The organism is Streptomyces solicavernae (genome assembly GCF_029968095.1).
Classification (GTDB): Bacteria; Actinomycetota; Actinomycetes; order Streptomycetales; family Streptomycetaceae; genus Streptomyces; species Streptomyces solicavernae.
Window position 1 is genome coordinate 256,467 of sequence record NZ_JASCIR010000001.1, and the last position, 25,869, is coordinate 282,335.

General features: G+C 69.3%; 22 protein-coding genes. 9 read left to right on the forward strand and 13 right to left on the reverse strand.

Annotated features, from left to right (window positions below):
- Positions 1-28: 28 nt before the first annotated feature.
- The 8 genes from QIS99_RS01200 to dnaA form a co-directional block, all read right to left on the reverse strand.
- Positions 29-739 (reverse strand): DUF3566 domain-containing protein, encoded by a 711-nt coding sequence (locus QIS99_RS01200; RefSeq protein WP_282509427.1) that lies wholly within the window; start codon positions 737-739, stop codon positions 29-31.
- 17 nt (positions 740-756) lie between these two features.
- On the reverse strand, positions 757-3,375 hold the full coding sequence (gene gyrA, locus QIS99_RS01205) for a DNA gyrase subunit A (RefSeq protein ID WP_282509429.1): 2,619 nt from the start codon (positions 3,373-3,375) through the stop codon (positions 757-759).
- Positions 3,376-3,417: 42 nt separating this feature from the next.
- On the reverse strand, positions 3,418-5,478 hold the full coding sequence (gene gyrB, locus QIS99_RS01210; protein WP_282509431.1) for a DNA topoisomerase (ATP-hydrolyzing) subunit B: 2,061 nt from the start codon (positions 5,476-5,478) through the stop codon (positions 3,418-3,420).
- A gap of 374 nt (positions 5,479-5,852) precedes the next feature.
- Positions 5,853-6,401 carry a DUF721 domain-containing protein gene (locus tag QIS99_RS01215; protein WP_282509433.1) on the reverse strand — a complete coding sequence of 183 codons (549 nt, stop codon included), beginning with the start codon at positions 6,399-6,401 and terminating at the stop codon, positions 5,853-5,855.
- A gap of 7 nt (positions 6,402-6,408) precedes the next feature.
- Positions 6,409-7,527, reverse strand: a complete 1,119-nt coding sequence (gene recF, locus QIS99_RS01220; RefSeq protein WP_282509435.1) for a DNA replication/repair protein RecF — start codon at positions 7,525-7,527, stop codon at positions 6,409-6,411.
- Between the two features lie 124 nt (positions 7,528-7,651).
- Positions 7,652-8,527: a phosphogluconate dehydrogenase (NAD(+)-dependent, decarboxylating) gene (gnd, locus tag QIS99_RS01225; protein ID WP_282509437.1), complete on the reverse strand. Its 876-nt coding sequence runs from the start codon at positions 8,525-8,527 to the stop codon at positions 7,652-7,654.
- Positions 8,528-8,714: 187 nt separating this feature from the next.
- Positions 8,715-9,845, reverse strand: a complete 1,131-nt coding sequence (dnaN, locus tag QIS99_RS01230; RefSeq protein ID WP_282509439.1) for a DNA polymerase III subunit beta — start codon at positions 9,843-9,845, stop codon at positions 8,715-8,717.
- Positions 9,846-10,912: 1,067 nt separating this feature from the next.
- Positions 10,913-12,997 carry a chromosomal replication initiator protein DnaA gene (dnaA, locus tag QIS99_RS01235; protein ID WP_282509442.1) on the reverse strand — a complete coding sequence of 695 codons (2,085 nt, stop codon included), beginning with the start codon at positions 12,995-12,997 and terminating at the stop codon, positions 10,913-10,915.
- Positions 12,998-13,375: 378 nt separating this feature from the next.
- Between dnaA and rpmH the strand changes: the two genes are divergently transcribed.
- The 9 genes from rpmH to QIS99_RS01280 all read left to right on the forward strand — a co-directional run bounded on the left by rpmH (position 13,376) and on the right by QIS99_RS01280 (position 20,273).
- Positions 13,376-13,513, forward strand: coding sequence for a 50S ribosomal protein L34 (rpmH, locus tag QIS99_RS01240; RefSeq protein WP_016644655.1), 138 nt, complete (start codon positions 13,376-13,378; stop codon positions 13,511-13,513).
- 20 nt (positions 13,514-13,533) lie between these two features.
- The gene (rnpA, locus tag QIS99_RS01245; RefSeq protein WP_282509450.1) at positions 13,534-13,905 is read left to right on the forward strand and encodes a ribonuclease P protein component; all 372 of its coding nucleotides are present in this window, start codon (positions 13,534-13,536) and stop codon (positions 13,903-13,905) included.
- Positions 13,902-14,210, forward strand: coding sequence for a membrane protein insertion efficiency factor YidD (gene yidD / locus QIS99_RS01250; protein WP_282509452.1), 309 nt, complete (start codon positions 13,902-13,904; stop codon positions 14,208-14,210). Before rnpA ends, yidD begins: the two co-directional genes overlap by 4 nt.
- Positions 14,211-14,213: 3 nt before the next feature.
- Positions 14,214-15,512, forward strand: a complete 1,299-nt coding sequence (yidC, locus tag QIS99_RS01255) for a membrane protein insertase YidC (protein WP_282509454.1) — start codon at positions 14,214-14,216, stop codon at positions 15,510-15,512.
- Between the two features lie 17 nt (positions 15,513-15,529).
- The gene (locus QIS99_RS01260) at positions 15,530-16,045 is read left to right on the forward strand and encodes a Jag family protein (RefSeq protein WP_282509456.1); all 516 of its coding nucleotides are present in this window, start codon (positions 15,530-15,532) and stop codon (positions 16,043-16,045) included.
- A 96-nt stretch (positions 16,046-16,141) separates the two neighbouring features.
- Entirely contained in the window at positions 16,142-16,864 is a 723-nt protein-coding gene (rsmG, locus tag QIS99_RS01265) for a 16S rRNA (guanine(527)-N(7))-methyltransferase RsmG (protein WP_282509457.1), read from the forward strand.
- Positions 16,865-17,139: 275 nt separating this feature from the next.
- A complete protein-coding gene (locus QIS99_RS01270) occupies positions 17,140-18,216 on the forward strand; it encodes an AAA family ATPase (RefSeq protein WP_282509897.1) in 1,077 nt (358 codons plus the stop codon).
- Positions 18,213-19,328, forward strand: coding sequence for a ParB/RepB/Spo0J family partition protein (locus tag QIS99_RS01275; protein ID WP_282509458.1), 1,116 nt, complete (start codon positions 18,213-18,215; stop codon positions 19,326-19,328). Before QIS99_RS01270 ends, QIS99_RS01275 begins: the two co-directional genes overlap by 4 nt.
- Before the next feature lie 327 nt (positions 19,329-19,655).
- Positions 19,656-20,273, forward strand: a complete 618-nt coding sequence (locus QIS99_RS01280; protein ID WP_282509459.1) for a GNAT family N-acetyltransferase — start codon at positions 19,656-19,658, stop codon at positions 20,271-20,273.
- Between the two features lie 101 nt (positions 20,274-20,374).
- Here the strand turns inward: QIS99_RS01280 and trxA are convergent, their stop codons facing one another.
- The 5 genes from trxA to QIS99_RS01305 all read right to left on the reverse strand — a co-directional run bounded on the left by trxA (position 20,375) and on the right by QIS99_RS01305 (position 25,796).
- Positions 20,375-20,701, reverse strand: coding sequence for a thioredoxin (gene trxA / locus QIS99_RS01285; RefSeq protein ID WP_282509460.1), 327 nt, complete (start codon positions 20,699-20,701; stop codon positions 20,375-20,377).
- A gap of 48 nt (positions 20,702-20,749) precedes the next feature.
- Positions 20,750-21,709: a thioredoxin-disulfide reductase gene (trxB, locus tag QIS99_RS01290; protein ID WP_282509461.1), complete on the reverse strand. Its 960-nt coding sequence runs from the start codon at positions 21,707-21,709 to the stop codon at positions 20,750-20,752.
- A 171-nt stretch (positions 21,710-21,880) separates the two neighbouring features.
- Positions 21,881-23,014, reverse strand: a complete 1,134-nt coding sequence (locus tag QIS99_RS01295) for an anti-sigma factor (RefSeq protein WP_282509462.1) — start codon at positions 23,012-23,014, stop codon at positions 21,881-21,883.
- The gene (sigM, locus tag QIS99_RS01300) at positions 23,011-23,760 is read right to left on the reverse strand and encodes an RNA polymerase sigma factor SigM (RefSeq protein WP_282509463.1); all 750 of its coding nucleotides are present in this window, start codon (positions 23,758-23,760) and stop codon (positions 23,011-23,013) included. The genes QIS99_RS01295 and sigM overlap by 4 nt, the downstream gene beginning before the upstream one ends.
- A gap of 110 nt (positions 23,761-23,870) precedes the next feature.
- Positions 23,871-25,796, reverse strand: a complete 1,926-nt coding sequence (locus QIS99_RS01305; RefSeq protein ID WP_282509465.1) for a protein kinase family protein — start codon at positions 25,794-25,796, stop codon at positions 23,871-23,873.
- Positions 25,797-25,869 lie beyond the last annotated feature (73 nt).

Consider the following 25,869-nt stretch of genomic DNA (forward strand, 5'->3'; position numbering starts at 1 on the left):
ATCGATACTCAGGAGCGCCCGCGACGGCTCACTCGTCCTCGGCGAGCGTCAGCTCCACGCCGCCCACGAAACCGGCGGAGAGGTTGTAGATGAACGCGCCGAGGGTCGCCAGGGCCGTGGCCAGGACCACGTCGAGGGCCGCGATGACCGACGTGAAGAGGAGCACGCGCGGCAGCGACAGGAAGGACTGGAGGTCGAAGCCGTTGGACTCGTTGGAGCCGGTGGCCTCGGCGATCGTGCCGCCGACCGTGGAGAAGACGCCCATCGCTTCCATGACCATCCACAGCACGGCGGCCGCGACGATCGTGCAGATGCCGAGCGCGATGGAGAGCAGGAAGCTGACCTTCATCACCGACCAGGGGTCGGCCTTCGCCACGCGGAGCCGTGCCTTGCGCGTGCGCGGGGTGGTGCGCGCGCCCGTGCGGGGGCGTCGGGTCGCGCCGTCGTCGGAGGGGTACGCCTGCGGCGGGTGGTACGCCGTGGGCTGCTCCTGGGCGGGCTTGCGCTCGCTCGGGAGGGCGCCCGCGCCGGGGGCGTACTCGGCCTTCTGGGCCCTCTGGGCCTCCTGAGCCTCCTGGGCCTCCTGGGCCTCCTGGGCCTTCCGGCCGGCGTACGCCTCCGGCTGGGGTTCGCGGGTGTCCGTCACGGTGCCCCCCTGAGCCCCTTGCGGGTCAGTGGCGGGGCCACGGCCGCCGTCCGATCCGTTGGTGCCTGCTGAGGCGCCCGTGGCTCCACTCACGTCCTGCACTCCTCGCGCTACTCGGACTCGGTGCCTGCGCCCTCGTCCGTGCCGGCGGCCGGGGTCGTCTCGTCCGACTCGTCGACGTCGCCGTCGACTTCCTCGGCCTCGCGTCCGGCCTCGGCGTTACGTGCGATGCCGACCACGGCATCGCGCTTGCCCAGGTTGATCAGTTGGACGCCCATGGTGTCACGGCCCGTCTCCCTGACCTCGTTGACTCGCGTACGAATCACGCCGCCCGACAGCGTGATGGCGAGGATCTCGTCGGTCTCCTCCACCACCAGCGCGCCCACGAGTTCACCGCGGTCCTCCACGGTCTTGGCAGCCTTGATGCCGAGGCCGCCGCGGCCCTGGACGCGGTACTCGTCGACGTTCGTCCGCTTCGCGTACCCGCCGTCGGTGGCGGTGAACACGAACGTACCGGGCCGGACCACATTCATCGACAGGAGCTCGTCGCCCTCGCGGAAGCTCATGCCCTTGACGCCGGAGGTGGCGCGGCCCATCGGGCGCAGGGCCTCGTCCGTCGCGGTGAAGCGGATCGACTGGGCCTTCTTGCTGATGAGGAGCAGGTCGTCCGCGGAGGAGACCAGCTCGGCGCCGATCAGCTCGTCGTCACGGCCGTCCTCCATCTCTCGGAGGTTGATGGCGATGACGCCGCCCGAACGGGGCGAGTCGTAGTCCTTCAGGGCCGTCTTCTTGACGAGGCCGGCCTTGGTGGCGAGGACCAGGTAGGGCACCGCCTCGTAGTCGCGGATGGCGAGGATCTCGGCGATCTGCTCGTCCGGCTGGAAGGCGAGGAGGTTCGCGACGTGCTGGCCGCGGGCGTCACGGCCGGCGTCCGGGAGTTCGTACGCCTTGGCGCGGTAGACGCGGCCCTTGTTGGTGAAGAACAGCAGCCAGTGGTGGGTGGTGGACACGAAGAAGTGGTCGACGATGTCGTCCTGCTTGAGCTTCGTGCCGCGTACGCCCTTGCCGCCGCGCTTCTGCGAGCGGTAGTCCTCGGTCTTGGTGCGCTTGATGTAGCCGCCGCGCGTGATGGTGACGACGATGTCCTCTTCGGCGATCAGGTCCTCGATGGACATGTCGCCCTCGAAGGGGACCAGCTTGGAACGGCGGTCGTCGCCGAACTTGTCGACGATCGCGGCGAGTTCCTCGCTGATGATCTGGCGCTGCCGCTCGGGCGAGACCAGGATCGCGTTGTACTCGTTGATCTTCGCCTGGAGTTCGTCGTGCTCCTGGGTGATCTTCTGGCGCTCCAGGGCGGCCAGGCGGCGCAGCTGCATCTCCAGGATGGCGTTGGCCTGGATCGCGTCGATCTCCAGGAGCTCCATCAGGCCGGTGCGGGCCACGTCGACCGTGGCGCTGCGGCGGATGAGCGCGATGACCTCGTCGATCGCGTCCAGGGCCTTGAGCAGGCCGCGCAGGATGTGGGCGCGCTCCTCCGCCTTGCGCAGGCGGAACTTCGTACGCCGGACGATGACCTCGACCTGGTGGTTGACCCAGTGCCGGATGAAGGCGTCGAGGGAGAGGGTGCGGGGCACGCCGTCGACCAGGGCCAGCATGTTGGCGCCGAAGTTGGTCTGCAGGTCGGTGTGCTTGTAGAGGTTGTTGAGGACGACCTTGGCGACCGCGTCCCGCTTGAGGACGATGACGAGGCGCTGGCCCGTACGCGAGGAGGTCTCGTCGCGTACGTCGGCGATGCCGCCGATCCTGCCGTCCTTCACCAGATCGGCGATCTTCTGCGCGAGGTTGTCCGGGTTGACCTGGTAGGGCAGCTCGGTGACGACCAGGCACTGGCGGCCCTGGATCTCCTCGACCTCGATGACCGCGCGCATGGTGATGGAGCCGCGCCCGGTGCGGTACGCCTCCTCGATGCCCTTGCGGCCGACGACGAGGGCGCCGGTCGGGAAGTCGGGGCCCTTGATGCGCTCGACCAGGGCGTCCAGGAGCTCCTCGTGGGAGGCCTCGGGGTTCTCCAGGTACCACTGGGCGCCCTCGGCGACCTCGCGGAGGTTGTGCGGCGGGATGTTGGTGGCCATGCCGACCGCGATCCCCGCCGAGCCGTTGACCAGGAGGTTCGGGAAGCGCGACGGGAGGACCGTCGGCTCCTGGTTGCGGCCGTCGTAGTTGTCCTGGAAGTCGACGGTCTCCTCGTCGATGTCCCGGACCATCTCCATGGACAGCGGGGCCATCTTGCACTCGGTGTAGCGCATGGCGGCCGCGGGGTCGTTGCCCGGGGAGCCGAAGTTGCCGTTGGAGTCGACCAGGGGCATCCGCATCGACCAGGGCTGGGCGAGGCGGACGAGGGCGTCGTAGATCGAGGAGTCGCCGTGCGGGTGGTACGTACCCATGACGTCGCCGACGACGCGGGCGCACTTGTAGAAGCCCTTCTCGGGGCGGTACCCGCCGTCGTACATCGCGTAGAGGACGCGGCGGTGGACGGGCTTCAGGCCGTCGCGGACGTCCGGGAGGGCGCGGGAGACGATGACGGACATCGCGTAGTCGAGATACGAGCGCTGCATCTCGGTTTCGAGTCCGACGGGCTCGACGCGCATGCCGACGCCGGGGACCTCGGGGTCCTCAGGTGTGGGCATATCGGGCGTGACGGGGTGGTTCGGGGTGATGTCGTCGGCCATTGCTGGTCAAAGTCCTTTCGAGCTGCGGCTGGTGCGGCCGACTCAGATGTCGAGGAAGCGGACGTCCTTGGCGTTGCGCTGGATGAACGAGCGCCGGGCTTCGACGTCCTCGCCCATCAGGACCGAGAACAGGTCGTCGGCCTGCGCGGCGTCATCGAGCGTGACCTGGCCGAGGACGCGGTGGTCCTGGTCCATCGTCGTGACGCGCAGCTCCTCGGCGTTCATCTCGCCGAGACCCTTGAAGCGCTGGATGGTGTCGTCGCGGAAGCGCTTGCCGGCCTGCTTGCCGAGCTCGACCAGGGCGTCGCGCTCGCGGTCCGAGTACGCGTACTCGACGTCGTCCTTGCCCCACTTGATCTTGAACAGCGGCGGGCGGGAGAGGTAGACGTGGCCGGCCTCGACCAGGGGGCGCATGAAGCGGAAGAGGAAGGTCAGCAGCAGGGTGTTGATGTGCTGGCCGTCGACGTCGGCGTCCGCCATCAAGATGATCTTGTGGTAGCGGAGCTTCTCGATGTCGAAGTCCTCGTGCACGCCGGTGCCGAAGGCCGAGATGAGGGCCTGGACCTCGGTGTTCTGCAGGATCTTGTCGACCCGGGCCTTCTCGACGTTCAGGATCTTGCCGCGGATGGGCAGGATCGCCTGGTACTCCGGGTTGCGGCCGGACTTGGCGGAGCCGCCTGCGGAGTCACCCTCGACGATGAAGATCTCGCACTTGGTGGGGTCGTTGGACTGGCAGTCGCTCAGCTTGCCGGGCAGCGAGGCGCTTTCCAGGAGGCCCTTGCGGCGGGTGAGGTCGCGGGCCTTGCGGGCGGCGACGCGGGCCGTCTGGGCCTGGATGGCCTTGCGGATGATGTCCGCGGCCTCGTTGGGGTTGCGGTCGAACCAGTCGGTGAGGTGCTCGTGCACCACCTTCTGTACGAAGGTCTTCGCCTCGGTGTTGCCCAGCTTGGTCTTGGTCTGGCCCTCGAACTGGGGCTCGCCGAGCTTGACCGAGATGATCGCGGTCAGACCCTCGCGAATGTCCTCGCCGGAAAGGTTGTCGTCCTTCTCGCGGATCAGCTTCTTGTCGCGCGCGTACCGGTTGACCAGCGAGGTCAGGGCGGCGCGGAAGCCCTCTTCGTGCGTACCGCCCTCGTGCGTGTGGATCGTGTTCGCGAAGGAGTAGACGCCCTCGGTGAACTGCGTGTTCCACTGCATGGCGATCTCGACCGAGAGCATCCGCTCCTTGTCCTCGGCCTCCACGTCGATCACCGTGGGGTGAATGACGTCGCCCTTGCGGGAGTTGAGGTACTTCACGAAGTCGACGATGCCGCCTTCGTAGTGGTACGTGATCGTGCGGGGCTCGTGCTCCTCGCTGGTCTCGGCGGAGTCGGCGCCGGTGGTGGCCTTGGCCGACTCGCGCTCGTCCGTGAGACGGATGGTCAGGCCCTTGTTGAGGAAGGCCATCTCCTGGAAGCGCCGGGACAGCGTCTCGAAGGAGTACTCGGTGGTCTCGAAGATGTCGCCGTCGGCCCAGAAGGTGACCGAGGTGCCGGTCTCCTCGGTGGCCTCGTGCCGGGCGAGCGGCGCGGTGGGGACACCGGCCTTGTAGTCCTGCGTCCAGCGGTGGCCGTCGGTCCTGATCTCGACGGCGACCTTGGTGGACAGCGCGTTCACCACGGAGACGCCGACGCCGTGCAGACCGCCGGAGACGGCGTACCCGCCGCCGCCGAACTTGCCGCCCGCGTGCAGGACCGTCAGCACGACCTCGACGGCCGGCTTCCCTTCGGAGGGGATGATGCCGACGGGGATGCCGCGGCCGTTGTCGACGACGCGGACGCCGCCGTCGGGCAGGATCGTCACGTCGATCATGTCCGCGTGGCCGGCCAGCGCCTCGTCGACGGAGTTGTCCACGACCTCCTGCACCATGTGGTGCAGACCCCGCTCACCGGTCGAGCCGATGTACATGCCGGGTCGCTTGCGGACCGCGTCCAGACCCTCAAGGACGGTGATGGCACTCGCGTCGTACGACGTCGGTGCCTCTCCGTTCTCGCCGGCGGGGGACGGGATGTTCTCGTTGGGGTTGCCGGAATCGGCCACGAAGCGCCCTTTCTGGCACAGCACAAGCCGACCTCCCGCTGGTGGGAGCGGCTGCGTCGTTCAGTGTGTGTCGACTGGTGGTCGGCTGGCAGGCCAGCCTGGTGCAGCGGTATCGCGTGTTTCCTGACCGCGCCCCACGCATGGGGCGAGATTAGCCTCCAGTCTACCGGTAGCGCCGACAGTGATGGGCGTTTGCCGGTACCTGAGTCCTCATGTGCCGCCCTGAATCGGCCGCAGCCGACTCCCCATATGCGGAAAGGGGCTCCAGGAGGCTCACAGCGGCGCTCAGCGCTTCGGGCTGTCAACCCTCCGCTACGGTGCGGTAGCTATGGCGTGGCCATACCTTTTGCCCGCTAGCCGTACGTATCGCCTTGCCGCACGACGTATCGCCTTGCCCGCTAGCCGTACGTATCGCCCGGGCCCGTGCTGCCCGGGGCGCGCAGCGGGCCGAAGCGGCGGGCCGGGCCCTGCGGGCCGTGCACCTTGATCAGCTTCACGGTGCCGTGGCCGAGGTCCTGGTTGAGCCGCGCGACCAGCTGCGGCGCGAGCAGCCGCAGCTGCGTCGCCCAGGTCGTGGAGTCGCACTGGACGGTGAGGATCCGGGCCTCTTCGTCGTACTTCTGCGGTACGCAGTGCTTCGCCAGGTCGTCGCCGACGATCTGCGGCCAGCGGCCCATGACGCCGCCGACCGCGGCCGGGGTCTCCCAGCCGCGCTCGGTGATCAGGCGGTTGATGGCGGCGCCGAGCGGCTGCGGGTCGCGCCCGTCCGCGCGCGCGCCGGAGCGGAGGCCGCCGCGTCTGGCCTGCTTCTTCTGCTCGGCGGCGGCGCCGCGCGCGCGGGCCTGCTCCTTGGCGGCGCGCAGCGCGACCCGGGCGAGGTCGACACCGCTGGGCTCGGCGGCGGGCTTGGGGCCGGGGTTCGGGGTTTCGTCGGGCTTGTCGGTCATGCCCTCGTCACCTCGTCACCTCGCCCGCGGCGACCGTGTACCGCGTGCCCGTCAGGACCTCCGGAACGTCGTCGTCCACGGCGGCTGTGACCAGCACCTGCTCGCCGGGGGCGACCAGCTCGGCGAGGCGTTCGCGGCGGCGGGCGTCCAGCTCGGCGAAGACGTCGTCGAGTACGAGCACCGGCTCGTTCCCCTCCGTCCGCAGCAGGTCGTACGAGGCGAGGCGGAGCGCGAGGGCGTACGACCAGGACTCGCCGTGGCTCGCGTACCCCTTCGCGGGGAGCTGGCCGAGCTTGAGGAGGAGGTCGTCGCGGTGCGGGCCGACGAGGGTGACGCCGCGCTCGATCTCCTGCTTGCGGACTCCGGCAAGGGCCTCGGTCAGCTGCTCGTACAGCTCCTCGCGGCTGTGGCCCGTACCTTCGGCGGACGGCCGGTACTCCAGGGTGAGCGGGCCGCCGCCGGGGGCGAGTTGTTCGTACGCCTTGTCGGCCAGGGGCTGGAGGGTGGCGATCAGGTCGAGCCGCTGGGCGAGGAGTTCGGCGCCGGCGCGGGCCAGGTGCTGGTCCCAGACGTCGAGCGTGGACATGTCCATGGAGCGGCCGCCGTGTCTGCGGGCCATGGCGGCGGACTTGAGCAGGGTGTTGCGCTGCTTGAGCACCCGGTCGTAGTCAGAACGGATGCCGGCCATGCGCGGGGAGCGGGCGGTGACCAGCTCGTCGAGGAAGCGGCGGCGCTCGCCGGGGTCGCCCTTCACCAGGGCCAGGTCCTCCGGGGCGAACAGGACGGTGCGCAGGATGCCGAGTACGTCACGCGGTCTGACCTGCGAGGACCTGTTGATACGGGCGCGGTTGGCCTTGCCCGGGTTGAGTTCGAGCTCGATCAGCTGCCGGCGTTCGCCCTGCCGGACTGCGGCGCGGACGATGGCGCGGTCGGCGCCCATGCGGACCAGCGGGGCGTCGGACGAGACGCGGTGGCTGCCGAGGTTGGCGAGGTAGCCGACGGCCTCGACGAGGTTGGTCTTGCCCTGCCCGTTGGGCCCCACGAACGCGGTGACGCCCGGTTCGAGCGGGACCTCGACCCGGGCGTACGAGCGGAAGTCGGCCAGCGACAGATGCGTGACGTGCATGGCCGTGGACCGACCTCCCCCAAGTGTGGACAGTCCTGTGGATCCGCGGGCTGCGGACCCACAGGCTGTGGATCCGTTGACTGTTCTCTGCGTCTCTGCGTCTCTGCGCCCGAAGGCTGCGGTGTTACTTCTTCTCCACCGCGTGCCCGCCGAACTGGTTGCGCAGCGCGGCGATCATCTTCATCTGCGGCGAGTCCTCCTGACGGGAGGCGAAACGCGCGAAGAGCGAGGCGGTGATGGCCGGCAGCGGCACGGCGTTGTCGATGGCCGCTTCGACGGTCCAGCGGCCCTCGCCGGAGTCCTGCGCGAAACCGCGCAGCTTGTCCAGGTGCTCGTCCTCGTCGAGGGCGTTGACCGCCAGGTCGAGCAGCCAGGAGCGGATGACCGTGCCCTCCTGCCAGGAGCGGAAGACCTCGCGGACGTCGGTCACCGAGTCCACGGCCTCCAGGAGCTCCCAGCCCTCGGCGTAGGCCTGCATCATGGCGTACTCGATGCCGTTGTGGACCATCTTCGCGAAGTGGCCCGCGCCGACCTTGCCTGCGTGCACGGAGCCGAAGTCGCCCTCCGGCTTCAGGGCGTCGAAGACCGGCTGGACCTTCGCGACGTCCTCGGCGGAGCCGCCGTACATCAGCGCGTAGCCGTTCTCCAGGCCCCAGACGCCGCCGGAGACGCCGCAGTCGACGAAGCCGATGCCCTTGGCGGCGAGCTCCTCGGCGTGCTTCTCGTCGTCCGTCCAGCGGGAGTTGCCGCCGTCCACGACGACGTCCCCGGGCTGGAGCAGCTCGGCCAGCTCGTCGATGGTGGACTGCGTGGCGGCACCGGCCGGGACCATCACCCAGACGACCCGCGGGCCCTTCAGCTTCTCCACAAGCTCCTGCAGGCTGTGGACGTCCGCGAGGTCCTGGTTGCGGTCGTATCCGATGACGGTGTGGCCTGCGCGGCGGATGCGCTCGCGCATGTTGCCGCCCATCTTGCCGAGGCCGACGAGACCGAGCTCCATCAGGTCATCCTTCAATTAGCGTGCTGGTGTTTCGTACCCACGTCCGAGCCTACGCCCGGGCCTGTCGGCACACCTGCCGGCCTGGGCCGCTCACCTGTGCGGCTGCGCGGCTGTGGGGCCCAGGGGACCGTGCCGGGCCCGCGGTCCGTCCGTGCTCCGCCGCTCAGGCGCTCAGCCGCTCGGCCGCTCAGCCGCTCAGGCGGACGGGCATGATCAGGTACTTGTACGCCTCGTCCGCCTCGGCGTCGAGCGCCGGCTTGCCGCTGAGCAGCGCGGGCTTGGTGGACGTGGTGAAGCTCAGCTGCGCGGCCGGGGAGTCGATCGCGCTGAGGCCGTCGAGCAGGAACGTCGGGTTGAAGGCGATGGAGATGTCGTCGCCCTCCAGCTGGGCGTCGACCCTTTCCACAGCCTGTGCGTCGTCGCTGGAGCCTGCCTCCAGGATCAGCACGCCCTGCTCGAAGCTGAGCCGCACCGGGGTGTTCCGCTCGGCGACGAGGGCCACGCGCTTCACGGCCTCGACGAACGGCGCCGTCTCGATGACGGCCACGGAGTTGAACTCCGTCGGGAACAGCGTGCGGTACTTCGGCAGGTCGCCCTCAAGGAGTCGCGTGGTCGTACGCCGGCCCGCGCCCTCGAAGCCGATCAGGCCCTCGCCCGCGCCGGAGCTGGACAGGGCGATCGTGACGCTGTCGCCGCTGGTCAGCGACTTGGCGGTGTCCTGGAGCGTCTTGGCGGGGACCAGGGCGACCGCGGAGGCGTCCGGCGCCTCGGGCTTCCACAGGAACTCGCGGACCGCGAAGCGGTAGCGGTCGGTGGAGGCGAGCGTGACCGTGTCGCCCTCGATCTCGATGCGCACACCGGTGAGCACCGGGAGGGTGTCGTCACGGCCGGCGGCGATGGCGACCTGGGCGGCGGCCGCGGCGAAGACCTCACCGGGGACGGTGCCGGTGGCGGTCGGCATCTGCGGCAGCGCCGGGTACTCCTCCACCGGGAGGGTGTGGAGGGTGAAGCGCGAGGAGCCGCAGACCACGGTCGCTCGTACACCGTCTGTGGAGATCTCCACCGGGCGGTTGGGGAGGGCGCGGCAGATGTCCGCGAGCAGCCGGCCGGAGACGAGGACCGTGCCGTCCTCCTCGACCTCCGCCTCCACGGAGACCCGGGCCGAGACCTCGTAGTCGAAGCCGGAAAGGCTCAGGGCGCCGTCCTCGGCCTTCAGCAGCAGGCCCGCCAGGACCGGCGCCGGCGGACGGGCGGGGAGGCTGCGTGCCGCCCAGGCCACGGCCTCCGCCAGTACATCGCGCTCCACCCGGATCTTCACGTAAGCCGCCTCCTGCTGTTGCCTGGCTGCTCGCCCTGCTGGCCTGCTGAGCCCTGAGGGCTCTCGTCGGTTTGGTTGGTGCGTCCCCAGGGTGGGGAGAACACCGGGGACCAGTCTGACGCACGGCACCGACACTCGGTGCGGCTCGGGGTCAAGTCGTGATGAGCGGCAGCCGACCGACGAAGCGCGAGTTGTCCACAGCCCCGTCTTCGAGACAAGTTCCCAGGGCTATCTAGGTGGGAGTAGTAGTAGGGGCTGTGGAAACCGTGGATAACTGCGTTTTCGCAGGTCACGCCCCAGATTTTTTCCACCGGTCCTGTGGGTGGAGCCCGTGGATAACCGGGCTCGGCTGTGGACACCGGAAAGTTGTGCACACCCCATACACAGGACAGGGCGACTTGTCCCCAGCGCTGTCCCCAGCTTTACCCAGGTTGCCCACAGGCCAACCCAGCAGCTTGGTGTGACGGCTTTCACTCGCGCCGGTGAGAGGGTGCGTTGTGTTGCCGAACAGTGGACAACCATGTGGAGAAGCCGGGGAAAGCTGGGGACAACTGGCCTCAGCCTGTGGGTTGCCGGTGGACAACGCTTCGGGCGCTCTGTGGGCGAGATCGTTGTCCACAGCCTGTGGAGATCGTTTGTCCACGAATCCACAACCACTTGACCTGGAATGATGATCTGTCATCAGGGCTGCCTGTGGACACAGTATGGATAACTTCCCAGTCCCCAGGGTGTGGACGGCCTCGCCGCCGTATTTCTGTGGAGAACAGCCTCCCGCAGACCCGAAATCGAACACCGGGTGCCCGCAAGGGTGAACGCCTCGGGCTCCGCACGTGGCTCGTGGCGCGCCCTGGACAGCGCGTGGCGCGCCCCGGACAGCGGCCGGTGGGCTCCGGACAGCGGCCGGTGGGCTCCGGACAGCTGGCGGTGGGCTCCGTACGCGGCTCGTGGCGCGCTCCGGACAGCGCGTGGCCGCGCTCCGGACAGCGCGAAGGGCGCCCGGAGCGGGATGCTCCGGGCGCCCTTGGGACGGCTTGTCCTGCGGCTGCCGGCCGTTCTGGCCTCGGCCGTCAGCCGTTCTTGATGCGGTTGGTGAGCTCGGTGACCTGGTTGTAGATGGAGCGGCGCTCCGCCATCAACGCGCGGATCTTGCGGTCGGCGTGCATCACCGTCGTATGGTCGCGGCCGCCGAACTGCGCCCCGATCTTCGGCAGCGACAGGTCCGTCAGCTCACGGCAGAGGTACATGGCGATCTGGCGGGCCGTCACCAGGACGCGGCTGCGCGACGATCCGCACAGGTCGTCCACCGTCAGGCCGAAGTAGTCCGCGGTCGCCGCCATGATGGCCGTCGCCGTGATCTCCGGGGCCGCGTCCTCGCCGCCGGGGATCAGATCCTTCAGGACGATCTCCGTCAGCCCAAGATCGACGGGCTGCCGGTTGAGCGAGGCGAAGGCCGTGACCCGGATCAACGCCCCTTCCAGCTCACGGATGTTGCGCGAGATACGGGACGCGATGAACTCCAGGACCTCCGGCGGAGCGTTCAGCTGCTCCTGCACGGCCTTCTTCCTCAGGATCGCGATCCGCGTCTCCAGCTCGGGCGGCTGGACGTCCGTGATCAGGCCCCACTCGAAGCGGTTGCGCAAACGGTCCTCCAGCGTCACCAGCTGCTTGGGCGGCCGGTCGCTGGAGAGCACGATCTGCTTGTTCGCGTTGTGGAGGGTGTTGAAGGTGTGGAAGAACTCCTCCTGCGTCGACTCCTTGTCCGCGAGGAACTGGATGTCGTCGACGAGCAGGATGTCCATCTCGCGGTACCGCTTGCGGAAGCTGTCGCCCTTGCCGTCGCGGATCGAGTTGATGAACTCGTTGGTGAACTCCTCCGAGCTCACGTACCGCACGCGCGTGCCCGGGTAGAGGCTCCGCGCGTAGTGCCCGATCGCGTGCAGCAGGTGGGTCTTGCCGAGGCCCGACTCCCCATAGATGAACAGGGGGTTGTACGCCTTGGCCGGCGCCTCGGCGACCGCGACCGCGGCCGCGTGCGCGAAGCGGTTCGAGGCGCCGATGACGAAGGTGTCGAAGAGGTACTTCGGGTTCAGCCGCGCCGTCGGCTCCCCGGGCCCCGTCGCGGGCGCCGGCTGGGCGGCGAGCGGCCCCGGCGCACCGCTGGGCGCGGGCAGCGAACTGGACCCGGGCCCAGCGCTGTGCACACCCCGCCCGCTCGGGCCGGGGTGCGAGGCGTGACCGCCGCGCGGCCCGCCGTGGCCCGCGTCCGGGTGCTCCCTCCGCTCCCCCCGCCCCTGCTGCTCGTACGACGACCGCTCTTGCTCGTACTGCGGGCGGTCCTGGTCGTACGACGGGCGCTCTTGCTCGTACGACGACCGCTCCTGGTCGTACTTTGAGCGGTCCTGCTCGTACGACGAACGGTCCGGGTCGTAAGACGGGTGGTCCTGCTCGTACTGCGGGCGCTCCTGCTCGTACGACGGACGCTCCTGCGGGCCGGGGCGGTAGTCGTGCTGGCCGGAGGGTGAGGCGTACGGGTCGCGCTCGGGGTAGCCGAGGCGGGGCTGCTGCCAGCCGTAGTCGTCCTGCGTCGGCCGCGGCCAGGCGCCAGGTTCCGGACGCTGATAGTCCGGGTAGGCGGGGCGGGCCGTCGGAAGCTGGTCGTTGTGCGTGGTGCCGTGCGAGCCGCCGTGCGCGCCGGGGTGTTCGGCGCGGCCGCCCGAGGGCAGGTCCTCGCGGCGCCGGTAGCCCTCGTACTGATCGCGCTGCTCACGCTGGTCGCGGTCCTGGCCGGCGCCCGGGAGTTCCTGCTCCTCGTACCGCTGCTGCTGCGGCTCCTCGTAGCGCTGGGGCGCCGGGGCGGGGGTCGGGGCCGGTTCGTTCGCCGAGTCGTCGACGGTGATCGCGATGCGGATCGGGCGGCCGCACTCGCGGCTCAGGGTCTCGCTGACCACCGGGGCGAGCCGGCCCTCAAGGACGCCCTTCGCGAATTCGTTGGGAACGGCGAGCAGCGCGGTGTCGGCGACCAGCGCCAGCGGCTGGCAGCGCCGGATCCAGTGCTCGTCCTTCGCCTCGACTCCCTGACCGCGGCCCTCACCCAGGAGTTGTTCAAGTACGCGTGGCCACACTGCGGCAAGATCGGCAGGTACGTCAGCCACAGGGCACGCTCTCTCATGGGTCCCACGAAGGTGTGGTTCTCGGGACGGGTCGAAACGGAAATCGGGTGGTGCGGGGGGAAGGGAACGAATCGGAGTTCAGCCACGGTAGTCAGGGCGACCGTTGCGGTTCAAGTTGTTGTCCACAGGCTGTGCACAGTGTCCCCTCGCCCGCTGCCGGTTTGACCGGATGGCGTAGCCGCGCGTACCGTGACCAGGTCGAGTTGTCGATGGCTGCTGCCGCCTGCCTCCGATGGGCATGGATCACGGTCCGATCCGAACCGTGCAGCGGTGCACTCGGGCGTATGCGAGCTCCTCGCGGGCGCACGGTGACAGCCACACGACACCCGCCGTCACCCGATTCATTTCTGGAGCCCCCGAGTGAGCAAGCGCACCTTCCAGCCGAACAACCGTCGTCGCGCGAAGACCCACGGCTTCCGGCTGCGGATGCGCACCCGTGCCGGCCGCGCCGTCCTGGCGTCCCGCCGCAGCAAGGGTCGCGCCCGCCTGTCTGCCTGACCGCAGCAGGTCATGACGTCGTGCTGCCTACCGAGAACCGGCTGAGGCGGCGCGAGGACTTCGCGACCGCGGTACGCCGAGGACGCCGGGCCGGCCGCCCGCTTCTCGTCGTCCATCTACGCAGCGGTACAACGGACCCGCACGCGCCTGGGGAGAGCGTTCCCCCGACGCGTGCGGGTTTCGTCGTGAGCAAGGCCGTGGGCGTGGCGGTCGTACGGAACAAGGTGAAGCGCAGACTGCGGCACCTGATGCGCGAACGGCTCGCCCAGCTGCCCCCCGGTAGCCTGGTAGTCGTACGCGCGTTGCCCGGAGCGGGCGACGCCGACCATGCACAGCTGGCCCGAGACCTGGACGTCGCCCTGCAGCGGCTGCTGGGAGGGGGCGCGCGATGAAGTACCCACTGCTGGCCTTGATCAAGATCTACCAGTGGACCATCAGTCCGCTGCTCGGCCCGGTGTGCAAGTACTACCCGTCGTGCTCCCACTACGGCTTCCAGGCCATCGACCGGCACGGTGCGATCAAGGGGACGGCGCTCACTGCCTGGCGCATCCTGCGGTGCAATCCGTGGTCGCACGGAGGCGTGGACCATGTCCCGCCGCGCAAGCGGCCCCGGTGGCACGAAATGCTGCGCAACGCCTGGCGCAACAAGGGCGGGAAGTCCGCCACCGAGACCCCGTCCCATGCTCAAGGAGCCTGATTAGTGGACACGATCGCCAGTTTCTTCAGCTTTATCACCACACCCGTCGCGTGGATCATCGTCCAGTTCCACAAGCTGTACGGGGCGATCTTCGGCCCGGACTCGGGCTGGGCCTGGGGCCTGTCGATCGTGTCTCTGGTGGTCCTGATCCGGATCTGCCTGATCCCGCTCTTCGTGAAGCAGATCAAGGCGACTCGTGGCATGCAGACGCTGCAGCCCGAGATGAAGAAGATCCAGGAGCGCTACAAGAACGACAAGCAGCGCCAGTCCGAAGAGATGATGAAGCTCTACAAGGAGACGGGCACCAACCCGCTCTCCTCGTGCCTTCCCATCCTGGCGCAGTCGCCGTTCTTCTTCGCGCTGTACCACGTGCTGAACAGCATCGCTTCCAACAAGGAAGTCGGTGACATCATCACCGGCCCGCTGCTCGCGAGCGCGCAGAAGGCCCACATCTTCGGCGCCCCGCTGGCCGCGAAGTTCATGGACAGCCCTGAGAAGGTCGTTGCCCTTGACGCCACGCTGACCAACGTCCGCATCGTGACCGCGATCATGATCATCATGATGTCGCTGTCGCAGTTCTTCACCCAGCGCCAGCTGATGACGAAGAACGTCGACATGACGGTCAAGACGCCGTTCATGCAGCAGCAGAAGATGCTGATGTACGTCTTCCCGGTCATCTTCGCCGTCTTCGGCATCAACTTCCCCGTCGGTGTGCTCGTCTACTGGCTGACCACCAACGTGTGGACCATGGGCCAGCAGATGTACGTCATCCGCCAGAACCCGACCCCGGGCAGCAAGGCGCAGGGCGCCTACCTGGATCGGCTGCAGGCCAAGCTGGCCCGCAGCGAGGGCGGCAAGATGCGCAAGAGCGAGCGCAACATCGTCAAGGCGATCGTCGCCAAGGGCCGCGACCGCAACGACATCGAGCGCAAGTTCATCAACGGCCTGAGCAAGGCGGGCCTCGCCGCCCAGACCGATGGTGTGGTGGCGAAGAGCGACACCGCCGTCGCCGTGGCCGAAGGCGACGACACCGGGGCCGGAGGTGCGTCGAAGCGCCAGCAGCCCAAGCGGCAGAGCAAGTCGCAGCGGCAGTCCGGCACGGCTCAGGTCCAATCCGCGAAGAGCGACTCCGACGCCAAGACCTCACTGCAGAAGTCCGGGGACGAACCCCAGGACTCCGTGTCCAAGGCCAAGCCCGCGGGTGCCAAGCCCGGCACCGGCTCTGGCTCCGGCAACCGCAGCAAAGCCAAGTCCGGACAGCGCAAGGGTCCGCAGCGGCCCAAGCACCCGTCCAAGAAGTAAGAAGAGGAGCCCATCCCGTGACGGAAGGCACCACCCCCTCGGCTGCTGCTGAGGCCGGCGACACCCTGACCCGCCTTGAGCAGGAGGGCGAGATCGCGGCGGACTACCTTGAGGGTCTGCTGGACATCGCCGACCTGGACGGCGACATCGACATGGACGTCGAGGCCGACCGGGCCGCTGTCTCGATCATCAGCGACTCCAGCGGCCGCGACCTGCAGAAGCTGGTCGGCCGTGACGGCGAGGTGCTTGAGGCGCTGCAGGAGCTCACCCGGCTCGCCGTGCACCGCGAGACCGGTGACCGCAGCCGCCTGATGCTGGACATCGCCGGTTTCCGCGCCAAGAAGCGCGCCGAGCTCTCCGAGCTGGGCGCCAAGGCCGCCGCCGAGGCCAAGAGCAGCGGTGAGCCGGTCAAGCTCGACCCGATGACGCCGTTCGAGCGCAAGGTCGTGCACGACGCGGTCAAGAGCGCCGGCCTGCGCAGCGAGTCCGAGGGCGAGGAGCCGCAGCGCTTCGTCGTCGTACTCCCTGCCTGATCCCCAGCAGTTCCCGGCCCCGTCTGTTTCGCAGGCGGGGCCGATCTTTGTCAGCCTGATATTCAGCACCCAGTGCGGTACGGAAGGACGGTCCCCGTGACGGAGGCAGCAGAACTCCCCCCGGCGCCGGAGCAGGCCCGTGAGGTATTCGGTGAGCGCTTCGCGGACGCGGTCCGGTACGCGGAGCTGCTGGCCGACGCGGGCGTGCGGCGCGGACTGATCGGCCCGCGCGAGGTGCCCCGGCTGTGGGAGCGGCACCTGCTGAACTGCGCGGTGCTGTCCGAGGTCGTGCCCGAGGGCGTGACGGTGTGCGATGTCGGCTCGGGCGCCGGGCTTCCGGGCATCCCGCTGGCCCTGGTCCGCCCCGACCTCAAGATCACTCTCCTTGAGCCGCTGCTGCGTCGTACGAACTTCCTCACCGAGGTCGTCGAGCTGCTCGACCTCGATCATGTGACGGTCATGCGCGGCAGGGCCGAAGAGGTGCTGGGCAAGTTCCAGCCCGTCCATGTGGTGACCGCCCGTGCCGTGGCGCCGCTGGACCGCCTGGCCACCTGGGGCGTACCGCTGCTCCGTCCGTACGGAGAGATGCTGTTGCTCAAGGGCGACACCGCCGAGGAAGAGGTCAAGGGGGCCAAGGCCGCCCTCAGCAAGCTGGGCGCCGTGAAGACCTCCGTGCTGCATGTCGGTGAGGGCGTGGTCGATCCGCTGTCCACCGTGGTGCGGGTCGAGGTCGGGGAGAGTCCCGGCGGTGTGCGGTTCGCGGCGAAGCGGGCCAAGGCGGCTCGTCCTTCGCGGGCCGGGCGGGGGCGGCGCCGCTGATCCGCTTCGCGGAGAGCGTTTCTGCGGTCGGAGTCTGAACCCGCGGCTCCAGTATGGATAAAGCGGGCAAATCGGAGTGTCACGGGTGAAACGGACGCCGTCCTGGCATCGTGTTTCACGTGAAACGTCGCTCACTGCTGCAGGGGATCATCAGCCGAGGCCGCGCTGCCGCCACTTCGCGCGACCGGAAACCCCCCGTAAGGGGGGCGGAGTTTTCCACAAAGAGGGATTCATCCACAGAAGAACAGGCCTCGCTGGTTCACGACCCCAAGGACATGGGAGGCTCTGTTCATTGCGAGCCTGAAGTCGAGGAGAGTGAATCCTTGCGGTCCGACGCCAACATCGCGGGACCGATGACCGATCCGGTCCCCGGTCCCCGTACTGAGTCGGTGGGGGAGGATGTTTCACGTGAAACACCGCCCCCGATGGACGACACCCCCATTGGTCGTGCTGCCCAACTGGCGGTGGAGGCTCTTGGCCGCGCCGGCGAGGGCCTCCCACGGCCCGAGCAGACCCGCGTCATGGTGGTCGCCAACCAGAAGGGCGGCGTCGGCAAGACGACCACGACGGTCAACCTTGCCGCTTCGCTCGCGCTGCACGGTGCGCGCGTTCTGGTGATCGACCTTGACCCGCAGGGCAACGCCTCCACGGCGCTGGGGATCGACCATCACGCCGAAGTCCCTTCCATCTACGACGTGTTGGTGGAGAGCAAGCCGCTCTCCGAAGTGGTCCAGCCCGTGCCCGATGTCGAAGGTCTGTTCTGCGCCCCCGCCACCATCGATCTCGCCGGTGCGGAGATCGAGCTGGTGTCGCTGGTCGCGCGGGAGAGCCGTCTGCAGCGCGCCATCCAGGCCTACGAGCAGCCGCTGGACTACGTCCTGATCGACTGCCCGCCGTCCCTGGGGCTGCTGACGGTCAATGCCCTGGTCGCCGGAGCCGAGGTGCTCATCCCGATCCAGTGCGAGTACTACGCGCTGGAGGGGCTCGGCCAGCTGCTCCGCAATGTCGACCTCGTCCGCGGACACCTCAACCCCGATCTGCATGTGTCGACGATCCTGCTCACCATGTACGACGGCCGGACCCGCCTTGCCTCCCAGGTGGCGGACGAGGTGCGCAACCACTTCGGCGACGAGGTGCTGCGGACGAGCATCCCGCGCTCTGTGCGTATCTCGGAGGCGCCGAGCTACGGACAGACCGTGCTGACTTATGATCCGGGGTCCAGTGGCGCACTCTCCTACCTCGAAGCGGCCCGTGAAATGGCGCTGCGCGGTGTGGGCGTACGGTACGACGCGCAGCAGGCCCACTCGCAGATGCAGAACGGGCGGCAGAACATGGCGGAGGGGATCCAGTGAGCGATCGACGTAGGGGGCTGGGACGAGGACTGGGCGCGCTGATCCCCGCGGCTCCCACCGGAAAGAAGCCCGCACCGCCCGCTGAGGGGCCGGACTCGACCTCTCCGGACTCGACCTCCCCCAGCCCGGTGCTGACCGCTGAACGCGGTGTGCCCGCAGCCAAGTTGGCCTCGCTGCCGCAAGGCAATGTTTCACGTGAAACGGAGCAGCCGTCGAGCGTGGACGCGGCCGCACCGGACCTCACGCCGGAGCCGCCCGCGGGGGCGCACTTCGCCGAGCTGCCGCTCGACAGCATCACGCCCAACCCGCGGCAGCCGCGTGAGGTCTTCGACGAGGACGCGCTCGCCGAGCTCATCACCTCCATCAAGGAGGTCGGTCTCCTCCAGCCCGTCGTCGTACGGCAGCTGGGGCCCTCGCGCTATGAGCTCATCATGGGTGAGCGGCGGTGGCGGGCCTGCCGGGAGGCGGGTCTGGAGCGGATTCCCGCGATCGTGCGGGCCACGGACGACGAGAAGCTGCTCCTGGACGCGCTCCTGGAGAACCTGCACCGCGCCCAGCTGAACCCGCTCGAAGAGGCCGCGGCGTACGACCAGTTGCTGAGGGACTTCAACTGCACGCATGACCAGCTGGCCGACCGGATCGGGCGGTCGCGTCCACAGGTCTCCAACACCTTGCGGCTGCTGAAGCTCTCGCCGGCCGTGCAGCGTCGAGTTGGTGCCGGGGTGCTGTCGGCCGGGCATGCACGGGCGCTGCTGTCCGTCGAGGACTCGGAGGAGCAGGACCGCCTCGCCCACCGGATCGTGGCCGAGGGGCTCTCGGTGCGGGCGGTCGAGGAGATCGTCACGCTGATGGGGTCGCGGCCCAAGAGCCCGCCTCGGGGTAAGGGGCCGCGGGCCGGAGGCAGGGTCTCGCCGTCGCTCACTGATCTGGCCTCCCGGCTCTCGGACCGCTTCGAGACGCGGGTGAAGGTCGACCTGGGGCACAAGAAGGGCAAGATCGTCGTCGAGTTCGCCTCGATGGACGACCTGGAGCGCATCCTCGACACGCTGGCTCCCGGCGAGGGACCGGTCCTGGACAAGGGCCCCGCGAACGACGCCGACGCCGACGCGTAGCGGCCCCACGACAGGCCATTGCAGAGCAGGCCGTGTCCGGTGTGTACCGGAACACGGCCTGCTCTTTACTTTCCACCGGTATCGAGGCAATCGCAGGATGGATACGATGCGGTCGAGTAGGACGTATCCACCTGGCAGCACCAGTGACTTTCCTGGCAGCACCTCAGAAGAAGGGGCGGGCATGCGATCGGTGAGCCGCACAGGCCTGGTGACCGCAGGACTTGGGCTGGGAGCCGTCGGCGGTTTCGTCGGCAGCCTGCTCAAGGAACGGAGCGTTCTGACAGCCGCCCTTGGGGCGGCGCGTCAAGAAAGTGAGGAACCGCCTTCATGGGGCGTCGGCTCGTACCGCTCACGTTGGACAATCTCCCGGATCTCCCGAAGCGTTGCCGTACTTGTGTCTTCTGGGAGCTCGATCCGGTCAGCGGATCGGATGCGGTAAAGGCAGGTACTCCGGAGCTGGAGAAGGAGGCCTGGATCTCCGCCGTGCTCCTGGAGTGGGGCTCGTGCGGCCGGGTCGTCTACGTGGACGACGTGCCTGCGGGCTTTGTGCTCTACGCGCCGCCCGCCTATGTGCCGCGCTCCACGGCGTTCCCCACGAGCCCCGTGTCCCCGGACGCCGTGCAGCTGATGACGGGCTTCATCACCTCCGGCTATCAGGGCCAGGGACTGGGGCGCGTGATGGTGCAGACCGTCGCCAAGGATCTGCTGCGCCGGGGCTTCAAGGCGATCGAGGCGTTCGGGGATGCGCGGTGGAAGGAGCCCGGGTGTGTGCTGCCCGCCGACCATCTGCTGGCGGTGGGCTTCAAGACCGTACGACCGCATCCCACCTATCCGCGGCTGCGGCTTGAGCTGCGTACGACGCTCTCCTGGAAGGAAGATGTCGAGCTCGCGCTCGACCGCTTGCTGGGGGCGGTGCAGAAGGAGCCGGCGTTGCGTCCGCTGTGAAGATGCGCCGGTGGGACATGCGAACGGGCCCAACCCTCGCTGGGGTTGGGCCCGTTTCACGTGAAACAGCGAGGCGCTGATCGTGCGCCTGCGCGGGAGGACTACTTGATGAAGCCCTCAAGGTCGCGCTCGATCGCGCCCTTCGGCTTGGCGCCGACGATGGTCTTGGCGACCTCGCCGCCCTGGTAGACGTTCAGCGTCGGGATCGACATGACGCCGTACTTCGCGGCGGTGGCCGGGTTCTCGTCGATGTTGAGCTTGGCGACGACGATCTCGCCGTGCTCGGCCGCGATCGCCTCCAGGGAGGGGGCGATCTGGCGGCACGGGCCGCACCAGGCGGCCCAGAAGTCGACGAGCACGGGCTTGTCGCTCTTGAGGACCTTCTCCTCGAAGTCCGCGTCCGTCACGGTGATGGTGGCACCGGCCATGGTGTTGTTCTCCTTAACTGAACTGAAGGTGAGGCGAAGCGGTGGGGCTCAGACCGCGGCGGCGGCGGTCTCGTTGTCGGCCAGGGCGGCCAGGTGGCGCTCGGCGTCGAGCGCGGCGGAGCAGCCGGTGCCGGCGGCCGTGATGGCCTGGCGGTAGGTGTGGTCCACGACGTCGCCCGCCGCGAAGACACCGGTCAGGTTGGTGCGCGTCGAGGGGGCCTCGACCTGGAGGTAGCCCTCGTCGTCCAGGTTCAGCTGGCCCTTGAAGAGCTCGGTGCGCGGGTCGTGGCCGATCGCGATGAACAGGCCGGTGACCGGAAGCTCGGAGGTCTCGCCCGTCTTGGTGCTGCGCAGGGTGAGGCCGGTGAGCTTCTGCTCGCCGTGGATCTCGGCGACCTCGCTGTCCCAGGCGAACTTGATCTTCGGGTCGGCGAAGGCGCGGTCCTGCATGGCCTTCGAGGCACGCAGGCTGTCGCGGCGGTGCACGATCGTCACGGACTTGGCGAAGCGGGAGAGGAAGGTCGCCTCCTCCATCGCGGTGTCGCCGCCACCGAGCACGGCGATGTCCTGGTCCTTGAAGAAGAATCCGTCACAGGTGGCGCACCAGGAGACGCCGCGGCCGGAGAGCGCGTCCTCGTTCGGCAGACCGAGCTTGCGGTGCTGGGAGCCGGTCGTGACGATGACGGTCTTGGCCTGGTGGACCGTGCCGGCGGTGTCGGTGACGGTCTTGATCTCACCATTGAGGTCGACGGACACCACGTCGTCCGGGATCAGCTCGGCGCCGAAGCGCTCGGCCTGGGCGCGCATGTTGTCCATGAGCTCGGGGCCCATCACGCCGTCCTGGAATCCGGGGAAGTTCTCCACCTCGGTGGTGTTCATCAACGCACCGCCTGCGGTGACGGCACCTTCGAACACCAGCGGCTTCAGCGAGGCGCGCGCGGTGTACAGCGCGGCCGTGTAGCCGGCGGGCCCGGAGCCGATGATGATCACGTTACGGACGTCGCTCACGGCTTGATTCCTCGTCTCTGCGGACTGCCTAATGCCTCGGGGTGAGCCCTGTTTCCGGACTCTCACCCCACCCAACGGATCCTACGGGGCGAGCATTCCCGCTGTGTCCGCGCACATGGTGTGTTCGTGCGCACGGCGAGGGTGTACGGAGGACAAAGGGGCGTCGCCGTCTCAGGGACGCGGGTACGAGTGGGAGACCAGCACCTCGCCCTTGCCGCCGGAGGCGGTGTCGACGCAGGACGCATCGACGACGTACGCGGTGACGCGCGAGCCGTCCGTGGTGTCGGGCAGCACGACCAGATAGGCGGCCTTGCCGTCGTACGTGCCCCGCTTGGCGGCGAGCGGTGGGGCGTCCTCGCCGACGCCGAGCGCGATGCACTGCGGTACGTCGGCGTCGCCGCCGCGCATCGGTGCGTTGGTCTTGGGCGAGCGCCGGTTGTCCTCGTCGGGCGACCTGGTGTTGGACTCCGTACTGAACGAGGGCTTCGAGGCTTCCGGGGCGGCGCTCTCTTCCTCGGCCTTGTCCTCGGCGAGCATCGAGGAGACCTGGTCGTCGAGTGCGCTCCCGGAGAAGGTCTGGGTCCCGGCGGTGTCCGCTGCGCTGCTAGGGCCGGAGTCGCTGTGGTCGCCGGGCTGGAGCATCAGGGCGCCCAGGCCGATCGCGGCGACCGTGGCGACGGCGCCGAGCACGGCCCCGGCGATGGTGCGGCGCCGTCGGCGAGGTCCCCCCGGCCGACGGCCGGGCCCGGTCGCGGCACGGGGATGCCCGCCGGGCCGATCCGGGGCGCCTGAGCCGCCCGCACTGCCCGCACCGCCCGCGCCACCCGACGAAGCGGGGCTCGCCGTTTCACGTGAAACATCGCTGGAAACACGAGGCTCGGTTTCCCGTGAAACATCCGGCCCGGCCGACCGCTCAGCGAGCGCCGCCGGAACTTCGACGGAGTCAGGAACATCGACGGAGTCAGGAACATCGACGGAGTCAGGAACTTCGACGGAGTCAGGAACCCCGATGGCGTGAGGAACCCCGACTGCCCGCTCCTCAGGACGAGTTGCGTCGAGCAGTGCCTCGGCCGCCAGCGCCGCGTCGATCCGTCCTGCGACGTCGTCCGGCATCTGCGGCGGGCCGGGCAGTGTGCCGAGCAGACCGCGGATCTCCGTGAGCGAGTCGAGCACGTCGGCACAGAGCTCGCAGCCGTCCACGTGGCCGCGTACCTCGCTCGTACGGGACGGCGGGAGCAGGCCCTCGGTGAGATCGGAGAGTTCCGACACGTCCGGGTGCTCGGCCGCGCCGGTCGTGGCTGTCACGCTCGCCCACCTCCGCCTTTCACGGCTGCTGAGTCGCCTGGATCGGTGCCTTGTGTCCTCGCGTCGTGCGCTGGTGCTGCCGGTGGGACGGATGTCTCCTGCGTCCGGTTCCTTCCGGCGCCGTGGTTCTTCTCCGTCGTACCGGCCCGGGCTCTTCCCTGTGCGCCCGAGCCCTCCGCGCGGAGGTGGCTGAGCAGCGGGAGCAGGCGGGCTCTGCCGCGGGCGCAGCGGCTCTTCACGGTGCCGGTGGGAACGCCGAGCACCGCCGCGGCCTCGGCCACGGGGTAGCCCTGCATGTCGACGAGGACGAGCGCGGCCCGCTGGTCCGGCGGAAGCGTGCCGAGCGCCTCGATGAGCTGCCGGTGGAGGTCGTGCCGCTCGGCCGGCGCGGAGGCCGACTCGTGCGGTTCGAGGAGCTGCTCCAGGCGTTCCGTGTCGTCGACGGGGGAGGTCTTCCGGGAAGCGGCCTTGCGTGCCCGGTCGAGGCAGGCGTTGACGGTGATCCGGTGCAGCCAGGTCGTGACCGCCGACTGGCCGCGGAAGGTGTGGGCGGCGCGATAGGCGGACACCAGCGCGTCCTGCACCGCGTCCGCGGCTTCCTCCCGGTCCCCGAGGGTGCGCAGCGCCACCGCCCAGAGCCGGTCGCGGTGTCGGCGTACGAGCTCGCCGAAGGCGTCGGGGTCCCCGTCGACATGGCGGGCCAGGAGCGTCGCGTCAGGGACTCCTGAGATGTCCTCCGCCTGCACCTGCTCCCCCTACCTCGGCCGAGGGCTCAGCGTATCGGGATTACCTACCGCCGACTACGTGCTGCCAATCGCACACGGCCGATTACGTGCGGTCGATTACGTACGGTCGATTACGAACGGTCGGCCTCGCCTGCCGCCGCTTTCTCGCGGGCCGTCCCCAGGACCTTGATCTCGGAGATCCCGCCCCGGAAGAGTTGCGCCGAACCGTCGGTCGGCAGGGAGGTGATGTGCACCAGCAGGTACCGGGTGCGCACCGGTTCGTCGAGGGTCTTCCGCAGGCGTTCCCCGGCCTCGCCGAGCTTGCCGAGTTCCTTGGAGAACTCGGCGAGGGACGCGGGCCGTGAGGCGTCCTCGGGTGCGGCCAGCACCTCCGCCTTCTGCCCCGCGCGGTACATGGCGATGTCGAATCCGGTGACGTTCTGGACGCTGCCGAGGTCGACGACTATCCCGCTGCCCTGCCGACGGTTCGGCAGGTTGCCGAAGTTCGCGTAGCCCTTGTACTGGGGCGTGATCCAGGCGGTGCCGGTGGAGCCGTCGATGGCATGCGGGACGTCCTGCTCCTTGATGCCGGTGCCGCTGGGGGCGAACTCGTACGCATCGCTGATCTTGAGCGGCTTGCCTGCGGCGGGCTTGGCCTGACTGTCACCGCCGGGCTGCGAGGTGCCGGGGCCGGTGGGCCGGTCGCGCTCCATCAGGGCGTCCGCGAGCTGCCAGCTGCCCAGTCCGAGCGCCGCGATCAGCAGCGCGGAGACGGCCCACTTCAGGGCCTTGCCGGTGCGGCTCTGCAGCGGTGCGGGCGGTGCGGCCGGCATCGGCTGCGGGCGCGGGGCCGCTGGGGTGGAGCGGCCGTACGTGCCCTGCTGGTATGTGGTCCGCTGGTACTCGGGCGGCGCCGTGAACGAGGGCTCCGGCGGGCGGATGCGGGGCATCTCCGAGACCGCCTTGGACAGGTCCTCCGGGGTGGCACACGGCCGGTCCTGCCGGGACGCCGTCGCGCCGTCGTTGACCAGGGCGCGCATCGCGAGCTCGGACAGGCCCCGGTGAACGCCCGCACGCACCTGGTCCGGTGCGATCAGGCCGATGTCCTTGGGCAGCCCGGACAGGCCGTACGCGTCCTCCTCGTACGGCCAGCGCTGGGTCAGCGAGGCGTACAGGAGGGCGCCGATCGACTCCGTGTCCGTGCGCTGCGGGGTGTCGCTGCTGATGCCGCGCAGCGCGGCGTTCACGGCGAGGCCGCGGATGCGGTACTGGCCGGAGGAGCTGCGCAGCACCGCGCTGGGCGTGAGCCGCAGATGGGCCAGGCCCTCGCGGTGCGCGGCGGTCATGGCCTGCGAGACCTGGGTGACGAGCTGGTACGCGTCGTGCGCCTCCAGTGGGCCGGCGGCGAGCAGTGCGGTCAGCTCGGTGGCGTCGGGCAGCCACTCGTGCACCACGTACACGAGGTCGTTCTCCTCGACCGCGTCGAGGACCTGCACGAAGCGCGGGTCGCCGAGCAGCGCGGAGGAACGGGCGGCGGAGAGGACGCTGCGGGCGCGCGGATGATCGGCCGGAAGCAGATGTACGCCGACGGCGCGGCGCAGCTTCTCGTCGACCGCGCGCCAGCTGCTGAAACCGTCCAGACGGGTGACGCACTCCTCCAGGCGGTAGCGGCGCGCGAGCTTATGGCCGCTGTGCAACTCGGGCGGCGCGGCCTGCGGCTTCTCCGGTTGAGCGGCCTGGACGGCCTGCGGTTTCTCCGGTTGGACGGCTTCCGGCTGGTCGGCCTGCGGCTGGTTGGCCTGCGGCTGGTTGGCCAGCGGCTCTTCCGGTTGGGTGGCTTGGGGCTTCTCCTGCCGGTCGGCCTGCGGCGTCTCCGGCTGGCTGGCCTGCGGTTTCGCGATGTCCGCCGCGTCGTCGCCGGACGGCTGGTCGCCCTCGGCCGCCGTCGTCTCTCGGCTCCCCGCCGCCTCGTCGGCCGTGGCCTGGTCCGCCTTGGCGGTCAGCGACTCGTCGTCGCCCCCTGCTGCCACGTCGACGGCAGTGCTCCGTTCCGCCACCGTCGTTCCTGCCTCCCCATCCGATGCACGCTGTCCGACGCCAAAGCCAATTGTGCCCACAGTCTGCCGCTAT